Source organism: Citrobacter amalonaticus, assembly GCF_037053465.1.
In the GTDB taxonomy this organism is placed as follows: domain Bacteria; phylum Pseudomonadota; class Gammaproteobacteria; order Enterobacterales; family Enterobacteriaceae; genus Citrobacter_A; species Citrobacter_A amalonaticus_H.
The window spans coordinates 40,744-56,701 of sequence record NZ_JBALIF010000020.1 but is presented as its reverse complement, the minus strand read 5'-3'; the positions used below and the strand labels follow the sequence as shown (position 1 = coordinate 56,701).

The window sequence follows — 15,958 nt, the reverse complement described above, 5'->3', positions numbered from 1 at the left end:
TAACAGAATGCCCGGATATATATTTTAAGGGCAGATAGATGTTTATTTAATATTCATGAGGTCATTGTGTTTAATCTGCGAGATTATGATATTGATATTCAGTGCTGCCATCGAGTTTGCGGTAAAAAGGCCTGCAGCTGTTTCTCTGTCGTTGTATCGCTGTGTCGCGCCTGCAAAATCCGTTCCACCGGGAATTTGTGTTTGCGAGTGCAGTGCATCGTTAAGTCAGGTTGAAAACATAAAAAAGCCCCATCAGAAAATTGATGAGGCGATTGTTACCCACCTGCAGGATCGTTCAACTGATCCTTTTGCTTAACCGATCGGTGTTAGCCGGTTGGCGGCCTTTCTGCTCAGACGAATCCGAGCAGAGAAAAGAACACATAGCCGAGAATAAGGATAATCACCGGCAGGATGTAGAGTGGAAAAAATTGCAGGAAAATCGTGTGATGCGGCACCACAATTCGCGATTCAATTTGTTCGCGCGATAATCCGTCACTGCCTTTGGCTTTCTCCAGAATAAGCTGATCTTCTACCCCTTCACGTAAAAAACGCGCCTGACGACTCATGCGCGCGCCAGAATCCTGCAGCGCCAGGCCGACGAAAATCAGGGCAAAAATCAGCCAGAACATAATGTTCAGGCTGGTGTGGAAATCCGGCGTTGGCGAGTTGTACCAGAACAGGTTCAGAAACGGCGTATTCACCCGCATCATGTCAATCATGACATGGGTAAAATCGAGCATAACCGCGTTAATTCCCTCCTGCTTTTCGCTGTGCGCGTACATAAATTTCAGGGCCGAAATGAGTGTGGAAAGAAGCGCCGGAATAAATATCACCCATCCCATAATCCTTTTTAACACCGCTATGCGTCCAGCTTGTTGATACGTCATGAGTTCCCCTTGATAAAGACGCGTCATTTTGGCTTAAGTCTACCTGCTGATAACCGTTTTCGCCCGATCTTTAAAAACGCTATGATAGTCTTCGATACCAAATACCTTACATTTAATGCTCAACAGGAGAGGTTGTAATGTCAACCCCGCGTCAAATTCTTGCGGCAATATTCGATATGGATGGATTGCTGATTGATTCAGAACCGCTGTGGGATCGGGCCGAGCTGGACGTACTCGCCAGCGTTGGCGTCGATATCACTCGTCGTCATGAACTCCCCGATACGCTGGGCCTGCGCATCGACATGGTGGTCGATCTCTGGTTTGCGCAGCAACCGTGGGTTGGGCCGAGCCGTCAGGATGTGACCAACCGCATTATTGACCGCGCGATTGCGCTGGTTGAAGAGACGCGCCCACTGTTGCCCGGCGTGAAAGAAGCCGTCGCGCTGTGTAAAGCGCAAGGGTTGAAAGTCGGCCTGGCGTCAGCATCCCCTCTGCATATGCTGGAAAAGGTGCTGACCATGTTTGAGCTACGCGACAGCTTTGATGCAATCGCCTCTGCGGAAAAACTACCCTACAGCAAACCCCACCCTCAGGTTTATATTGACTGTGCGGCCAAACTGGGCGTCGACCCGCTAAGTTGCGTGGCGCTGGAAGACTCCGTAAATGGCATGGTGGCATCAAAAGCCGCGCGGATGCGTTCTATCGTGGTACCGGATAAAGAGGTGCGACAGGACCCGCGTTATGTGCTCGCAGACGTCAAACTCAATTCGCTAACCGAGCTGACCGTAGCTGACCTGCGTGGCTAACGCTGAGTGGCGTCTGCTGGCGAGAGCAGCGCGTTCGCGCGATAAACGCGCATAATTGACAAAGAGTTACAACGTCACCACTTCCGCCTACTGTATAAAAATCCTATACTGTACGAATTCACAGTTTATCAGGTTTTATCATGACGGCGGAAGGTCACCTCCTCTTTTCCATTGCCTGCGCGGTGTTTGCGAAAAATGCTGAACTCACCCCCGTGCTCGCACAGGGTGACTGGTGGCATATCGTTCCGTCTGCCATTCTGACCTGCCTTCTGCCGGATATCGATCACCCAAAGTCCTTCCTGGGCCAGCGGCTAAAATGGATTTCAAAACCCATTGCCCGCGCGTTTGGTCACCGAGGTTTTACCCACAGCCTGCTGGCGGTTTTCGCCCTGCTGACCACTTTCTATCTGAAAGTGCCGGATAGCTGGATTATCCCTGCTGATGCACTACAGGGCATGGTGATTGGCTATCTGAGCCACATTGCCGCAGATATGCTGACACCTGCGGGCGTACCTTTGCTCTGGCCCTGTCGCTGGCGTTTTCGTTTGCCTGTTCTGGTTGTGCAAAAGGGTAATCAACTGGAGCGTTTTCTCTGTATGGCGCTGTTTGCCTGGGCGGTATGGATGCCACAGACCCTGCCCCAGAACAGTGCCGTTCGCTGGTCATCGGATATGATTACTACGCTGCAATTGCAGTTTAATCGCTTTATAAAGCATCAAATCGATGAGTAATTCAGCGAAATTGGCGTTTTAGGTATAAACAATTCCATTTGAATATAAGAGCCTCGTCACAGTTCTGCTAACCTTGCGCCAACAGGATCGCTATGCCATAGCGAGACAAATAATAAAATCAGGAGAACGGGGATGAATTTTCCATTAATCGCGAACATTGTGGTGTTCGTTATTCTGCTGTTTGCACTGGCGCAAACCCGCCATAAACAGTGGAGTCTGGCAAAGAAAGTGCTGGTCGGTCTGGTCATGGGTGTGGTTTTTGGCCTCGCGCTGCACACTGTTTACGGTTCCGACAGCCAGGTTCTGAAAGATTCCGTCCAGTGGTTTAACATCGTCGGTAACGGCTATGTCCAGCTACTGCAAATGATCGTAATGCCGCTGGTGTTCGCCTCGATTTTGAGCGCGGTTGCCCGTCTGCATAACGCCTCGCAGTTGGGGAAAATCAGCTTTCTGACCATCGGTACGTTACTGTTCACCACACTGATTGCCGCACTGGTCGGCGTGCTGGTGACCAATCTGTTTGGTCTGACTGCAGAAGGTCTGGTACAGGGCGGCGCAGAGACCGCGCGTCTGAACGCCATTGAAACCAACTATGTGGGCAAAGTGGCCGATCTCAGCGTACCGCAACTGGTGCTCTCGTTTGTGCCGAAAAACCCGTTTGCCGATCTCACCGGCGCGAACCCAACCTCTATCATCAGCGTAGTGATTTTCGCCGCATTCCTGGGTGTGGCGGCGTTGAAACTGCTGAAAGATGATGCGCCAAAAGGCGAGCGCGTGTTGACCGCGATCGACACGCTGCAAAGCTGGGTGATGAAACTGGTTCGTCTGGTCATGCAACTGACGCCTTACGGCGTACTGGCGCTGATGACCAAAGTGGTGGCGGGTTCCAACCTGCAAGACATCATTAAGCTGGGCAGCTTCGTGGTAGCCTCATATCTGGGGCTGGGCATTATGTTTGTCGTCCACGGCATCCTGCTCGGCGTAAACGGCGTGAGCCCGCTGAAGTATTTCCGCAAAGTCTGGCCGGTGCTGACCTTCGCGTTCACCAGTCGCTCCAGTGCGGCCTCTATTCCTCTGAACGTGGAAGCGCAAACCCGTCGTTTGGGCGTACCGGAATCCATCGCCAGCTTCGCCGCCTCTTTTGGCGCGACAATTGGTCAGAACGGCTGTGCCGGTTTATACCCTGCCATGCTGGCCGTTATGGTTGCGCCAACGGTAGGCATTAACCCGCTGGATCCGCTCTGGATTGCCACGCTGGTCGGTATCGTAACCGTAAGTTCCGCCGGAGTGGCGGGCGTCGGCGGCGGTGCCACTTTCGCCGCACTGATCGTACTGCCCGCAATGGGTCTGCCTGTCACGCTGGTGGCCCTGCTCATCTCCGTTGAGCCGCTGATCGATATGGGGCGTACCGCGTTGAACGTCAGCGGTTCAATGACCGCCGGTACGCTGACCAGCCAGTGGCTGAAACAGACCGATAAAACCATTCTCGACAGTGAAGACGACGCCGAACTGGCGCATCGCTGATCGCACCATTCACCTGCAGACGTAGAAAATCGCCTTTCGGGGCGATTTTTTTATGGCGGGATTACTCTGAAATTTCGTTTTCCTGACGAACCTGGTTTGCCCAGCGCTGAGCGGCTTCCGGCACGGTAAACGCCGGCGAGCGCTGAAACAACTCACCCATTAAGACGAATGCGACATACTTTCCGCGCAAGATCCACACGTCACGAAACCCGTCCATTTTTATCGCATGTTCAGGTGGCGCAGGTTCAACACGCGGAACATAGCTAATAACCGGGCGATTTTGTTGGCGAAGAGGTTTCATCATTAATGGCTTCACTAAAACAAATTTAAAAATCAGAAAACAACTATCTTAGCCGATTTTGTCCCCGTTCGTCCCGCCCTGCGCGTGCTCTTTCCACGTATTCTGCGCCGCGCATTCCGGGCATTACCCGGTATGCCCCCCTGGTAGTCTATAGTTAGGGGGTTTTTGACTAAAAACAACGACCCTTTCAGTAATGAAAAATGGAGACGAGTTCAATGTCGCATAATGAGAAGAATCCCCATCTGCATCAATCACCGGTACACGATCCTCGTGAATCAAAACCGGGTCTGGACTCTCTGGCTCCTGAAGACGGTTCGCATCGCCCTGCCCCTGAACCCACGCCTCCCGGTGCTCAACCGACGGCGCCGGGAAGCCTGAAAGCGCCGGATACCCGTAATGACAAGCTGAACGATCTGGAAAATGTGCGCAAAGGCAGTGAGAATTTCGCACTGACCACCAACCAGGGCGTACGCATCGCCGACGACCAGAACTCACTGCGGGCCGGAAGTCGCGGTCCTACGCTGCTGGAAGATTTCATCTTACGTGAGAAAATCACCCATTTTGACCATGAGCGTATCCCGGAGAGAATCGTTCATGCCCGGGGTTCAGCCGCACACGGCCACTTCCAGCCCTACAAGAATTTAGGCGATATCACGAAAGCCGATTTCCTTTCTGACCCGGATAAGATAACGCCTGTTTTCGTCCGTTTTTCTACGGTTCAGGGCGGCGCGGGCTCGGCGGATACGGTGCGCGATATTCGCGGATTCGCCACCAAGTTTTACACTGAAGAAGGCATTTTTGACCTGGTCGGCAATAACACGCCTGTCTTTTTTATTCAGGACGCGCATAAGTTTCCTGATTTCGTACATGCGGTGAAACCCGAGCCGCACTGGGCAATTCCGCAGGGCCAAAGTGCGCACGATACCTTCTGGGATTATGTTTCATTGCAGCCAGAAACCCTGCACAACGTGATGTGGGCGATGTCCGACCGCGGTATCCCGCGCAGCTATCGCACAATGGAAGGCTTTGGCATTCACACGTTCCGTCTGATCAACGCAGACGGAAAAGCCACCTTTGTCCGCTTTCACTGGAAGCCACTGGCGGGTAAAGCCTCTCTGGTGTGGGATGAGTCGCAAAAACTGACTGGCCGTGATCCGGATTTCCATCGCCGGGAGCTGTGGGAAGCGATTGAAGCAGGTGATTACCCGGAATATGAACTGGGGCTCCAGTTGATCCCGGAAGAGGACGAATTTAAATTCGATTTCGACCTGCTCGACCCCACCAAGTTGATTCCGGAAGAACTGGTTCCGGTACAGCGCGTCGGTAAGATGGTGCTGAACCGAAACCCCGATAATTTCTTCGCCGAAAACGAGCAGGTCGCCTTTCATCCCGGCCATATCGTTCCGGGCATTGATTTTACCAACGATCCCTTATTGCAGGGACGTTTGTTCTCCTATACCGATACGCAAATCAGCCGCCTCGGCGGGCCTAATTTTCATGAAATCCCGATTAACCGCCCGACCTGCCCCTATCACAACTTCCAGCGCGACGGGATGCATCGAATGGGCATCGATACTAACCCGGCCAACTACGAGCCAAACTCCATCAACGACAACTGGCCGCGCGAAACGCCGCCGGGGCCAAAACGCGGGGGATTTGAGTCGTATCAGGAACGGGTGGACGGCGGAAAAATCCGCGAACGCAGCCCGTCGTTTGGCGAGTACTATGCCCATCCGCGGCTTTTCTGGGTAAGCCAGACCCCCGTTGAACAACAACATATTGTCGAGGCTTTCAGCTTTGAGTTAAGTAAAGTGGCGCGCCCTTATATTCGCGAACGGGTGGTTGACCAACTGGCGCATATCGATATCAGCCTCGCACAGGCGGTCGGCAAAAATCTGGGCATTGCGTTAACCGATGAGCAGACGCAAATCGCCCCGCCGCCTGATGTGAACGGGCTGAAAAAAGATCCTTCACTGAGCCTGTATGCCGTTCCGGACGGTGATATTAAAGGCCGTGTCGTCGGGATATTGCTGAACGGAAAAGTGAAATCGTCAGATCTTCTGGCGATCCTTCAGGCGTTGAAGACAAAAGGCGTCCATGCCAAATTGCTCTACTCACGAATGGGTGAAGTCATTGCCGATGACGGCTCAACGCTGACCATCGCCGCGACCTTTGCTGGCGCGCCATCGCTCACAGTGGATGCGGTTATCGTTCCGGGCGGGGATATCGCAGATATCGAAGACAGCGGCGACGCGCGCTACTACCTGCTGGAAGCCTATAAGCATCTGAAGCCCATCGCGCTGACCGGCGACGCACGGCGTTTTAAAACGGTGCTGAATGTAGACAAACAGGGTGAAGAAGGCGTGGTTGAAACCGATAAGGCGAATAATCACTTTATGGATGAACTGTTTACGCTTATGGCGGCGCATCGCGTCTGGTCACGAACGGCGAAAGTTCCGGGGGTTCCTGCCTGAGGTGCATCGGGTGAAAAAATGCGGCGCATCGTGCGCCGCAAACTCAGGAGTCAGACATCAAGAAAACTGCCTAAACGGTAGTCGCGCTCCGCAATCGCGTACTTAAGCGATGCAGACGTCAGCACGTCCAGCTCAGTCAAACGGGGGTAACAATAGGCGCTCTGCCGGATAACATTGTCGACAAACGCCGGGTGACACATCACTTCCAGTGAGGATTCTCCGCGCTTCGCAGAGGCATCGAGAACCTTCAGAAACAGCGCTTCCGATATTTCCTCCCCATAGAACTCACTACTGAATCCCTGCGAACTACGCAGCGTCGCCGGGAGAGCGGCGGCCTCAAGCATGGGCTGGCGATCGATGCGCAGCGCAATTCCGCGTTCAGCCGCAAAATGCGCAACGAGCGGGAAAATTTGCGGGAACATATGCACGTGATGATGGCTGTCAAGGTGCGTAGGCTCCCGCCCAAACAGGTCGATGAAACGCTGATACTGCGACGCAAGTTCACGGCTGATTTCATCCAGCGGCAGCGTACCTTCTTCTGCCATTTGCCAGATCCATTTACCCAGACGCCCTTCGCGGGTCAGACCCGGCATCACGGTTAACGGTTTGCCCATCGTCAGAACAAAGTGCATTCCGACGGCAAGCGTCGGCAACTCGCGGCTCAATTGCACCGCGTGCTCAATGGCTTCGCCGTTCACCAGCGCGGTGGTGGAGGTTACCACGCCGTTGCGACACGCCTCCACAATGCCGTAGTTTTGCCCTTTGCTCAGACCAAAATCGTCCGCGTTTACAATCAATAAGCGTTCCATAGCCCACCTCTTTAGCGTTGTGTGCCTTTCAGCTTCGCAATGCACTCAGCAAAGTTTGGCAACCACTTTTCATGCGCAAGGATCAGTTCGCGCGCCAGGGTTTCCGCATCGCGGTCAGAATGCACCAACGGGCTGAGGTTCAGCGCCAGCAGCACATCGTTAAACTCACCGCTCAGCGCCGCTTTACTGGCTGCCACTTCGAAACCTTTAATGGTATAGATAAGGCCCAACACATTCTCATCAAAATGGGTGATGCGCGGATGCGGTTTCGCCCCGTCGCGGCCTAATGTGCAGGTCATTTCAACTGCCCAGTCCGCCGGGATGTTGTCCACATGACCGTGATGCGGGATGTTGACGTAATGCTCCGTCTGCTTGTCATTGTAGATAGCATTAATGACTTCACAGGCTGCGTCGGAATAGTACGCCCCGCCGCGCTGTTCCAGCTCTTTAGGCTTAACGTTCAGCTCCGGGTTCTTATAGAGGTCAAACAGTTGTTTCTCGACCTGCTGAACCACCTGCGCACGTGCGCCGCCCTTGTAGTATTCGCCCATCTCAATTGCCAGCATCTCTTTTTGTTTGAAGTAGTACAACAGATACGAGCAAGGCAGCAGATTCAGCGAGCGGATTAACCCTTCACTGAACGGCAGATCAAAGATATTTTTCACCGAAGAGGCTTTCAGTTTACCCGAAGCCACACCGTCCAGCAGCTCAGCAAAACGTGACTGGCCATTGACGATCACATCTTTAATAAACACCATGTGGTTGAGGCCGAACAGATCGATCGACAGCTCGTCGCTCTCTTTCAGCGCCAGCACATCGTGGATAAACATCTTCATCCCTACCGGAATGTTGCACACCCCGATAAAGCGTTTGAAGTTGGTGTGACGATAAACCGCTTCCGTCACCATTCCTGCCGGGTTGGTAAAGTTAATCACCCAGGCATTCGGGCAGAGTTCTTCCACATCTTTAATGATGTCAAAAATCACCGGGATCGTACGCAGCCCTTTAAACAGCCCGCCCGCGCCGTTGGTTTCCTGGCCCAGATAACCGTGGCTCAGTGGAATGCGCTCGTCGAGTTCACGTGCTTTCAGTTGCCCTACGCGGAGCTGGGTGGTGACAAAGTCAGCCCCTTTCAGCGCTTCGCGGCGATCGAGGGTTTTAAACACCTTCATCGGTACGCCCGCTTTGTCGATCATGCGCTGGCAGAGGTTATGAATAATATCCAGTTTCTCCGCGCCGCCTTCAACGTCAACCAGCCACAATTCCGTCACCGGAAGCTCATGATAACGCTTAATAAACCCTTCCAGTAATTCCGGGGTGTAGCTGCTTCCGCCGCCAATGGTGACGACTTTTAATTTCTGGCTCATAATTTCTCCCTTCAGTGCTTAGCACTGGCGTGAATTATGCTCTGCCCATTTGTCAGGTATGACGCGAGAGTCCCGCGTAAATGATGGGCAAGCTTTAAATCCTGGTTGTTGAGTTAAATAATTTACTGATTATATTGCGTGAGTTTTTTTCGATAACTATTTGGGGTAAATGACGTCATTTTTTTAAACGTCTTAATAAACAGACTTGGGCTACTGTACCCCGCTTCATATGCAATATCCGTCACTGAGTAGTTCGTCATCTCCAGTTGCTTTTTGGCAAAGTTGATGCGAATCTCATTAATTAATTGCATCGGTGTTTTTCGGTAATAACGCTGAGTCGCTCGCGTCAGGTATTCCTGCGATTTTGCGGACAAGGCAACCATATTTTCCAGAGCATTTTCACCAAACTGTGCTTTATTATGCATGGTCTCCACGGTCGCTTTCAGCCACTGCGGAATATCATCAAGGACCTGCTCTTCACGATAATGACGCAGACGGTTGATAATGTAGAAGGTGACCACTTCAACAAATTCTTCCAGTCCGGTATCACGAAAGTTGAGCGACGCGATGACCGTTTCGACATAGGTTAAAAATGCGCTGTTAGTGCGATAGACCTGCGATGCCACAAAACAGAACGGCATGAGCGGACTGTAGTGCTGTTCAAAAAAACGTTTGCTGATACCGACGTTGAGAATACGCGTTGCGCCGAATTCGTAGAAACTTTGATGGTGCGAACCCAGCGGGACAAACACAAAGTCCCCACGTTCCAGTAACACGCGCTTACCGTTAATCTCCTGGTAATAGCGACCGGTGAGCACCAGCGTAAACTCATAGTAATCATGCTGATGCAGTCCACAGGCGCTCTCGGTCTTGTTATAGATAAAGACGTGGAAATTTTTACCGTTGAACAACTGCTGTTCACGGGCAACGGTGATTTCCGGTGCGGTAGCCTGTAGTTGCATCATTGACTCCTTACTGTTTCAGCTTTTCGTGGAGCTCAATCAACTCTGTCACCATCTCGCGTGCCAGCATTGATGTCATCAGATGATCCTGTGCGTGAACCAGAACCAGACTCAGTTTCATTTTACCTTCGCCCTGATCGCCTTCAATCAGTTTCGTCTGGACCAGATGCGCTTCGTTCAGCGCCATGCGTGACTGCTCCATCATCACTTTCGCCGCGTCGAAATCGCCCTGCTTCGCTTGTTTCAGGGCCGCGTACGCCAGGCTGCGCGCCTGTCCGGAGTTGATGATAAGTCCCATCACCACTTCTTCGAGCGCTTCGGCTTCGCTCTGCGCATCAGTAATATTATCGAGATCCATCATAAATCATTCCTCTTTGACAGCCCGGCATGCGTTGCCACATGCCGGTTTAAACTTAGAATTTCAGTGCGTTAGCGATCTCTTCTTCGCTCTCTTCTTTGTCGATGACATTCTGCGCTTTGTTCGCCACCACCACGAACGGCAGGTAAATCAGCGTCGCGATACCTAAGTTGAAGAGTGCGACCAGCAGCGCAGCAACGCTACCGTTAGTGTTAAAGAACGCCCCTAACCCGGTTGGCATGGTCCACGGCGCGATGTTGGTGATCGGCGGGATGATACCCATATAGTATGCCGCCAGCGTGATCGCCGCCAGAATCGGCTGTACCAGAATGAACGGAATGAACATCACCGGGTTCATGATAATCGGCAGACCGAACAGGATCGGTTCGTTAATCTGGAAGAGTCCGGACGGTAAAGCCAGCTTCGCAACCTGACGATAATCCGCGCGGCGAGAAGCGATGAAGATGGCGATGATCAGGCCCAGCGTTGCACCGCTACCACCGAGGAAGATGTAAGAATCAAGCATCGGTTTCGCCCAGACGTGGAACGTCTTACCGGCGGCCAGTGCGGCATCAACCGACCCGTACTGTTGATAAATAGCGATGTTTTCCAGCGCCCAGGGAGTCATGATCCCGCTGTCGAGCGCGGTCAGCGCCAGGGAGCCGTGGATACCAAAGAACCACAGCAGCGGTACGAACAGTACATAAGCCCAACCCACGACACTGCCCAGCGATGCCAGCGGTGTAGAGATGGTATCCATGATGATCTGGTGGAAGTTAGTTCCCCAGGTCGTCAGCGCCCAGGCGATAATCCCCATAATGGAGAGGATAATAAAGCCAGGAATCAGCGCGGAGAAGGAACGGGATACGGAGGCAGGCACGCTATCGGGTAATTTAATCACCCAGTTGCGGTGGACAATGAAGGTAAACATTTCCGCGACGACCAGACCGATAATGATACCGGAAATGATATTCGCGCCACCCAGCCAGTTTGCCCCAACCGCATAGGCTTCGCCTACGCTATAAGGCGTCACCGTCATAAACGCGGCAACGGATAACAACCCTGCCGCCAGGGCGTCGACTTTACGCTCTTCCGCCAGCGCCATGCCGATAAAGAACGGCGCCATTAATGACATAATGCCCAGCGTGCCGTTATAGACGTTTCCGCCGATACCTTTCAGACTATTGAGGTTTTCAATGGTTGAAGCATCAAGCCGAATACCCAGAGAGTAAAAAAATGACCCCTCCCCAAAGCTCAGGAAAACGTTATTAATTAATACAAACATGGCCCCCGCGAGGGTTAATGGCATTAAACGGATAAAACCATTTTTGATTGCATTAACGTGTGGCTGCTTTCCTATTTTAACAGCAAAAGGAAGGAGTACCTTTTCAAGTGAAGCAATGACGTTACTCATAGAAAAATACCCTTAAAAACCGCAATTAATATTGCGGTATCTGTAAATGAAATAACTCTTTGACGGGAAAATTTAAAATATTAATTTGCAGCGGCTTTTTTAATTGCTGCAACCGCAGCCTTAAGCACGCCTAAACCATCGACTTTGCCATACAGCAGCGAGTCAATCACTTCTACAGGTTTGTTGGGTAACAAACGCTGAATTTCGGGCAACATATATGCAATTTGTGGCCCCAGTAACACCACGTCGGCATTGAGTCCTTTTTCTCCAGCCAGCGTCTCCGGGAATGCTTCAATAATAACCGGTACTTCATATTTTTCCGCCTGCGCACGCATCTTTGACACTAACAAAGAGGTAGACATACCCGCAGAACAAAAGAGATAAATGTGTTTCTTTTCCATTCAGACCTTCCTCATGTGCGATTATCTGTTAACCAGACACGCCGCAAGCTCAAACCTGCATCCATGCGCTGGACAACTTGCGTAACCGAAAGACTTATTTCTGTGTCTGAAATGAGTATACGGGATCACAACCGTGGATGGTATTTCCTTGACCAACTAAATTGTTTCTCATTGACCTGGTGTTATGACTCCCCTCACACTTCGGGTAAATAATTCGCACCAATAAATAAGATTATCCTGGACACAAAAAAACCGGCACAACGGCCGGTTCTCTGAGTTGCTCAGGCAATAGACAGTTATTACTGCTTCGCGGCCTGCGGGTCGGTGTCGTACTCCGCACAGGTCTGATAGCCTGAGTTGATAACATGACCGGTATCATCAAGCGCCACGAAATAGGTTTCAGCTTTACCATCACGTTGACCCAGGATGTAAGTCTGGCAGGTTCCGCGCGCATGAATCATGCTCACTTCAGAAGACGGTTTACCCGCAATCTGCGCAACCTGGGCACGGCTCATGCCTTTTTTAACGTCTTTCACCACAGGCTGAACAAATTGGTCTTTGGTACGATCGTACGCCGTACACCCTGCCAGCATAGTCAATACAGCCGCTGCACTTAAAATTCCTGCTACATTCTTGTTCATTTTCCGTCCTCTTGTTTATCAGCGTGTTATATAAGCCTGGAATACATTATGACATTTTTCAAGCTGACACTTAGCACGCGAAATATTTTAGCAAATTCCGAACTGTCGGCAGGATGTCGTTTTAAGCGCCACTCAGCCGGTGTTCTCTTGTCGTTTGCACAGCAAAGGGTTAGCTTTAACACCATCTGCTTTTTTCTTTTTATATTGGGGAGGGGAAATGACTCTGCAACAAGAGATCATCAGGGCACTTGGCGCAAAACCGCACATTCATCCGGAAGAGGAAATTCGCCGTAGCGTGGATTTCCTGAAAGCGTATCTGCAACGCTATCCCTTTCTGAAAAGCCTGGTGCTGGGCATCAGCGGCGGTCAGGACTCAACGCTGGCAGGGAAATTGTGTCAGACCGCCATCAGCGAGTTGCGCGCTGAAACGGGCAACGACGCGCTGCAATTTATCGCCGTACGCCTGCCCTACGGCGTTCAGGCCGATGAACAGGATTGCCAGGACGCTATCGACTTTATCCAGCCGGACCGCGTACTGACGGTCAATATCAAAGGGGCGGTACTGGCAAGCGAACAGGCACTGCGTGAAACGGGTATTGAACTGAGTGATTTTGTTCGCGGCAATGAAAAAGCCCGCGAACGTATGAAGGCGCAGTACAGCATCGCCGGAATGACCAGCGGCGTGGTGGTCGGTACCGATCATGCCGCGGAAGCCATTACCGGTTTCTTCACCAAGTACGGCGATGGCGGTACGGATATCAACCCGCTGTTTCGTCTCAATAAGCGTCAGGGCAAACAGCTACTGGCAACGTTAGGCTGCCCTGAACATCTCTACAAGAAAGCGCCCACCGCCGATCTTGAAGACGATCGCCCTTCCCTGCCCGATGAAGCCGCGCTGGGCGTCACCTACGAGAATATTGATGATTATCTGGAAGGAAAACCGGTCGATACCGCTGTCGCGAAAATCATTGAAGGCTGGTATCTGAAGACGGAACACAAGCGCCGTCCCCCGATTACTGTGTTTGACGATTTCTGGAAGCAGTAATTCTTCACAGGCCGGATGGCGCTGCCTCCGGCCTGCCTCCCCCCATGACGCCGCCTCTTTTTTAATCTCCCCTGCGCTGCTATACTGGATAAACAACCAGTAACCGGAGTCAGCAGTGGTCCGTCGTCAATCCGCCCCTCGTCTTGAGTTTGAAGCCGCCGCCGTTTACGAGTATCCCGAACATTTGCGGCCTTTTCTGGAATCACTTCCTTCCGTGCCCGGCGTTTATCTGTTTCACAGCGAGAGCGAAACCCTGCCACTCTACATCGGTAAAAGCGTGAATATCCGCAGCCGGGTACTGTCGCACTTACGTACGCCAGATGAAGCCACGATGCTGCGTCAATCCCGGCGTATTTCCTGGATCGGTACCGCCGGTGAAATTGGCGCGCTGTTACTGGAGGCGCGGCTGATTAAAGAACAACAACCGCTTTTTAATAAGCGTCTGCGGCGTAACCGGCAGTTGTGCGCGCTTAAGCTCACTGCGGGGAAAGTGGATGTGGTCTATTCCCGCGACGTTGATTTCTCTCATGCACCAGGTCTGTTCGGTCTTTTCGCCAACCGCCGCGCTGCGCTGGCGGCATTACAGTCCATCGCCGATGAACAGAAGCTGTGTTACGGGCGGCTGGGCCTGGAACCCCTGAGCCGGGGACGCGCCTGTTTTCGTTCAGCGCTGAAACGCTGTGCTGGCGTCTGCTGTGGTAAGGAGAGTCCTCAGGAGCACGATGCGCGTTTACTGGCCTCGCTGGAGAAACTGCGCGTCATCTGCTGGCCGTGGAAAAATGCCATTGCGCTAAAAGAGAGCCGCCCGGAAATGACCCAATACCACATCATTAATAACTGGCTGTGGCTGGGGGCGGTGGATTCGCTGGAGGCGGCAGCGTCACTGGGTCAAACACCCGCAGGGTTTGATCATGACGGCTACAAAATTCTCTGTAAGCCGCTCATTTCAGGAAACTGTGAGATCATTGAACTGACTCCGGAGAATGACCTTTACGCCAGGTAATTTCGCTAAACAGGAGCTTTCCTTCCGTTTTTAACAGACGAAGCGTGTGTATTCCGTCATGCCAGCAGGCGCCCTGATCGGCAGTTAACAGTTTATCGCCCAGTTGCCAGGCGCCGCTAATCACAAAGACCACACCGCCGCGCGAGCCAAACGTGGTGAAGGTGCGATCGGCGACCCGCACATTTGCCTGGCAGGACTCGCGGCGAGTCATAATATTGAAATCCATCGACATCTGCCCTTCCGTCAACTTCGCCTTCACCACCCGCTCGCCGGCAAAGGTAAACGGCTGATGCTGTTTAAGGGTGTGGGTAAACGCTCCCTGACTTTCCAGCGTCACTTCACTGCCCTCAAGCAACGTAATCACCCGTTCGATGCCCGGAAAAAGTGAAAACTCGCCGTTACCGGCGATAGACGCAATGCTGGCGCGCCAGTGAAAGTCACGGGTTGCAGGAGGAAAACAGCAAATTTCCCGCGTTTCACCGGCCCCGTTACGCCAGAGATTGACCGGCATCTTGCGGATATCAAAGTATTCCATCATCACTCCTGAAGGACATCATGCAGAAGAATAAAGCACAGAGTCATTATCGGCAGCCGCGTGATTTTTCCTTAGGGTGCGCAAAAGAAAAAACCGCCGATCCTGTCCATCGCCTCAGTGGAGAGGATGGACAAGACCGGCGGTCTTCGAATTAGTCTGCTAAGCGATTACTCAGCAGGTACAGGCATTTTACCGTCACGCGCCGGACGATCTGTCAGACGCTTCTCAAAATTGGCATTAAATTGTTTTTTCTGTTCCGGGGTCAGAATGTTGTAGATCTTATTCTGCGTTTCCATATGCGTCAGCATACTGGCTTTGCGCTGCTCTTCCATCTTCGCAATCTGCGCTTCTGCTTTGGCTTTATCAAAGTTGTCGCTGGCGATGATGTCGTGCATAGCGCGGCGCTCATCAGCGGACGGGCGCTTCATCTGGTCGCGCTTGTCTTTCATGATGTCGCGGATCTGCTGTTTCTGCGCATCGGTCAGATTCAGATCTTTAAACATCATGTCATGATGCGGCCCAAACTGGCCTTTATGCTGCATCATCGGTTTGGCATCGGTCGGCGCGGGCGTGGTGGTATCCGCCGCATGAGCCAGGTTTGCAGCGCCCAGCGCCAGCCCAGAAGCAACAATCAGTGCAGTTAATTTACGCATAATCTTTATCCTTCCTTTCAGTTATTTTTACGGCTTTCTTGTCACTT

At 52.2% G+C, this 15,958-nt stretch carries 17 protein-coding genes; 6 read left to right on the top strand and 11 right to left on the bottom strand.

The features are described from left to right. Positions 1-350: 350 nt before the first annotated feature. Positions 351-887, bottom strand: a complete 537-nt coding sequence (locus WB371_RS21675; RefSeq protein ID WP_336222050.1) for a YniB family protein — start codon at positions 885-887, stop codon at positions 351-353. 137 nt (positions 888-1,024) lie between these two features. Between WB371_RS21675 and hxpB the strand changes: the two genes are divergently transcribed. The 3 genes from hxpB to tcyP all read left to right on the top strand — a co-directional run bounded on the left by hxpB (position 1,025) and on the right by tcyP (position 3,948). Continuing rightward, positions 1,025-1,693, top strand: coding sequence for a hexitol phosphatase HxpB (hxpB, locus tag WB371_RS21670; RefSeq protein WP_336222049.1), 669 nt, complete (start codon positions 1,025-1,027; stop codon positions 1,691-1,693). Between the two features lie 140 nt (positions 1,694-1,833). Continuing rightward, positions 1,834-2,424, top strand: a complete 591-nt coding sequence (locus WB371_RS21665) for a metal-dependent hydrolase (protein WP_336222048.1) — start codon at positions 1,834-1,836, stop codon at positions 2,422-2,424. A 132-nt stretch (positions 2,425-2,556) separates the two neighbouring features. After that, a complete protein-coding gene (tcyP, locus tag WB371_RS21660) occupies positions 2,557-3,948 on the top strand; it encodes a cystine/sulfocysteine:cation symporter (RefSeq protein WP_336222047.1) in 1,392 nt (463 codons plus the stop codon). Between the two features lie 61 nt (positions 3,949-4,009). Here the strand turns inward: tcyP and cedA are convergent, their stop codons facing one another. Then, positions 4,010-4,282 carry a cell division activator CedA gene (gene cedA, locus WB371_RS21655; RefSeq protein WP_336222058.1) on the bottom strand — a complete coding sequence of 91 codons (273 nt, stop codon included), beginning with the start codon at positions 4,280-4,282 and terminating at the stop codon, positions 4,010-4,012. Positions 4,283-4,464: 182 nt separating this feature from the next. On the opposite strand from cedA, the gene katE reads away from it, so the two are divergent. Further along, a complete protein-coding gene (gene katE, locus WB371_RS21650) occupies positions 4,465-6,723 on the top strand; it encodes a catalase HPII (protein ID WP_336222046.1) in 2,259 nt (752 codons plus the stop codon). Between the two features lie 50 nt (positions 6,724-6,773). On the opposite strand, the gene chbG is transcribed toward katE, so the two are convergent. From chbG to osmE, 7 genes are all read right to left on the bottom strand, one after another. Beyond that, on the bottom strand, positions 6,774-7,532 hold the full coding sequence (gene chbG / locus WB371_RS21645) for a chitin disaccharide deacetylase (RefSeq protein WP_336222045.1): 759 nt from the start codon (positions 7,530-7,532) through the stop codon (positions 6,774-6,776). Between the two features lie 11 nt (positions 7,533-7,543). Next, positions 7,544-8,899, bottom strand: a complete 1,356-nt coding sequence (locus WB371_RS21640; protein ID WP_336222044.1) for a 6-phospho-beta-glucosidase — start codon at positions 8,897-8,899, stop codon at positions 7,544-7,546. Positions 8,900-9,021: 122 nt separating this feature from the next. Then, positions 9,022-9,864: a transcriptional regulator ChbR gene (chbR, locus tag WB371_RS21635; protein WP_420704073.1), complete on the bottom strand. Its 843-nt coding sequence runs from the start codon at positions 9,862-9,864 to the stop codon at positions 9,022-9,024. Positions 9,865-9,871: 7 nt separating this feature from the next. After that, a complete protein-coding gene (chbA, locus tag WB371_RS21630) occupies positions 9,872-10,222 on the bottom strand; it encodes a PTS N,N'-diacetylchitobiose transporter subunit IIA (RefSeq protein ID WP_336222043.1) in 351 nt (116 codons plus the stop codon). Positions 10,223-10,274: 52 nt separating this feature from the next. Next, positions 10,275-11,633, bottom strand: coding sequence for a PTS N,N'-diacetylchitobiose transporter subunit IIC (gene chbC, locus WB371_RS21625; RefSeq protein WP_336222042.1), 1,359 nt, complete (start codon positions 11,631-11,633; stop codon positions 10,275-10,277). Between the two features lie 80 nt (positions 11,634-11,713). Continuing rightward, positions 11,714-12,034 (bottom strand): PTS N,N'-diacetylchitobiose transporter subunit IIB, encoded by a 321-nt coding sequence (gene chbB / locus WB371_RS21620; RefSeq protein WP_000412160.1) that lies wholly within the window; start codon positions 12,032-12,034, stop codon positions 11,714-11,716. Positions 12,035-12,333: 299 nt separating this feature from the next. Continuing rightward, the gene (gene osmE / locus WB371_RS21615; RefSeq protein WP_336222041.1) at positions 12,334-12,675 is read right to left on the bottom strand and encodes an osmotically-inducible lipoprotein OsmE; all 342 of its coding nucleotides are present in this window, start codon (positions 12,673-12,675) and stop codon (positions 12,334-12,336) included. A 217-nt stretch (positions 12,676-12,892) separates the two neighbouring features. On the opposite strand from osmE, the gene nadE reads away from it, so the two are divergent. Both nadE and cho read left to right on the top strand, forming a co-directional pair. Then, a complete protein-coding gene (nadE, locus tag WB371_RS21610; RefSeq protein WP_336222040.1) occupies positions 12,893-13,720 on the top strand; it encodes an ammonia-dependent NAD(+) synthetase in 828 nt (275 codons plus the stop codon). Between the two features lie 115 nt (positions 13,721-13,835). After that, positions 13,836-14,723: an excinuclease Cho gene (gene cho, locus WB371_RS21605; protein ID WP_336222039.1), complete on the top strand. Its 888-nt coding sequence runs from the start codon at positions 13,836-13,838 to the stop codon at positions 14,721-14,723. On the opposite strand, the gene ves is transcribed toward cho, so the two are convergent. Both ves and spy read right to left on the bottom strand, forming a co-directional pair. Beyond that, on the bottom strand, positions 14,683-15,258 hold the full coding sequence (gene ves / locus WB371_RS21600) for an environmental stress-induced protein Ves (RefSeq protein WP_336222038.1): 576 nt from the start codon (positions 15,256-15,258) through the stop codon (positions 14,683-14,685). The two genes, cho and ves, sit on opposite strands and share 41 nt — an antisense overlap. A gap of 167 nt (positions 15,259-15,425) precedes the next feature. Beyond that, positions 15,426-15,911 carry an ATP-independent periplasmic protein-refolding chaperone Spy gene (gene spy / locus WB371_RS21595; protein WP_336222037.1) on the bottom strand — a complete coding sequence of 162 codons (486 nt, stop codon included), beginning with the start codon at positions 15,909-15,911 and terminating at the stop codon, positions 15,426-15,428. Positions 15,912-15,958: the final 47 nt, after the last annotated feature.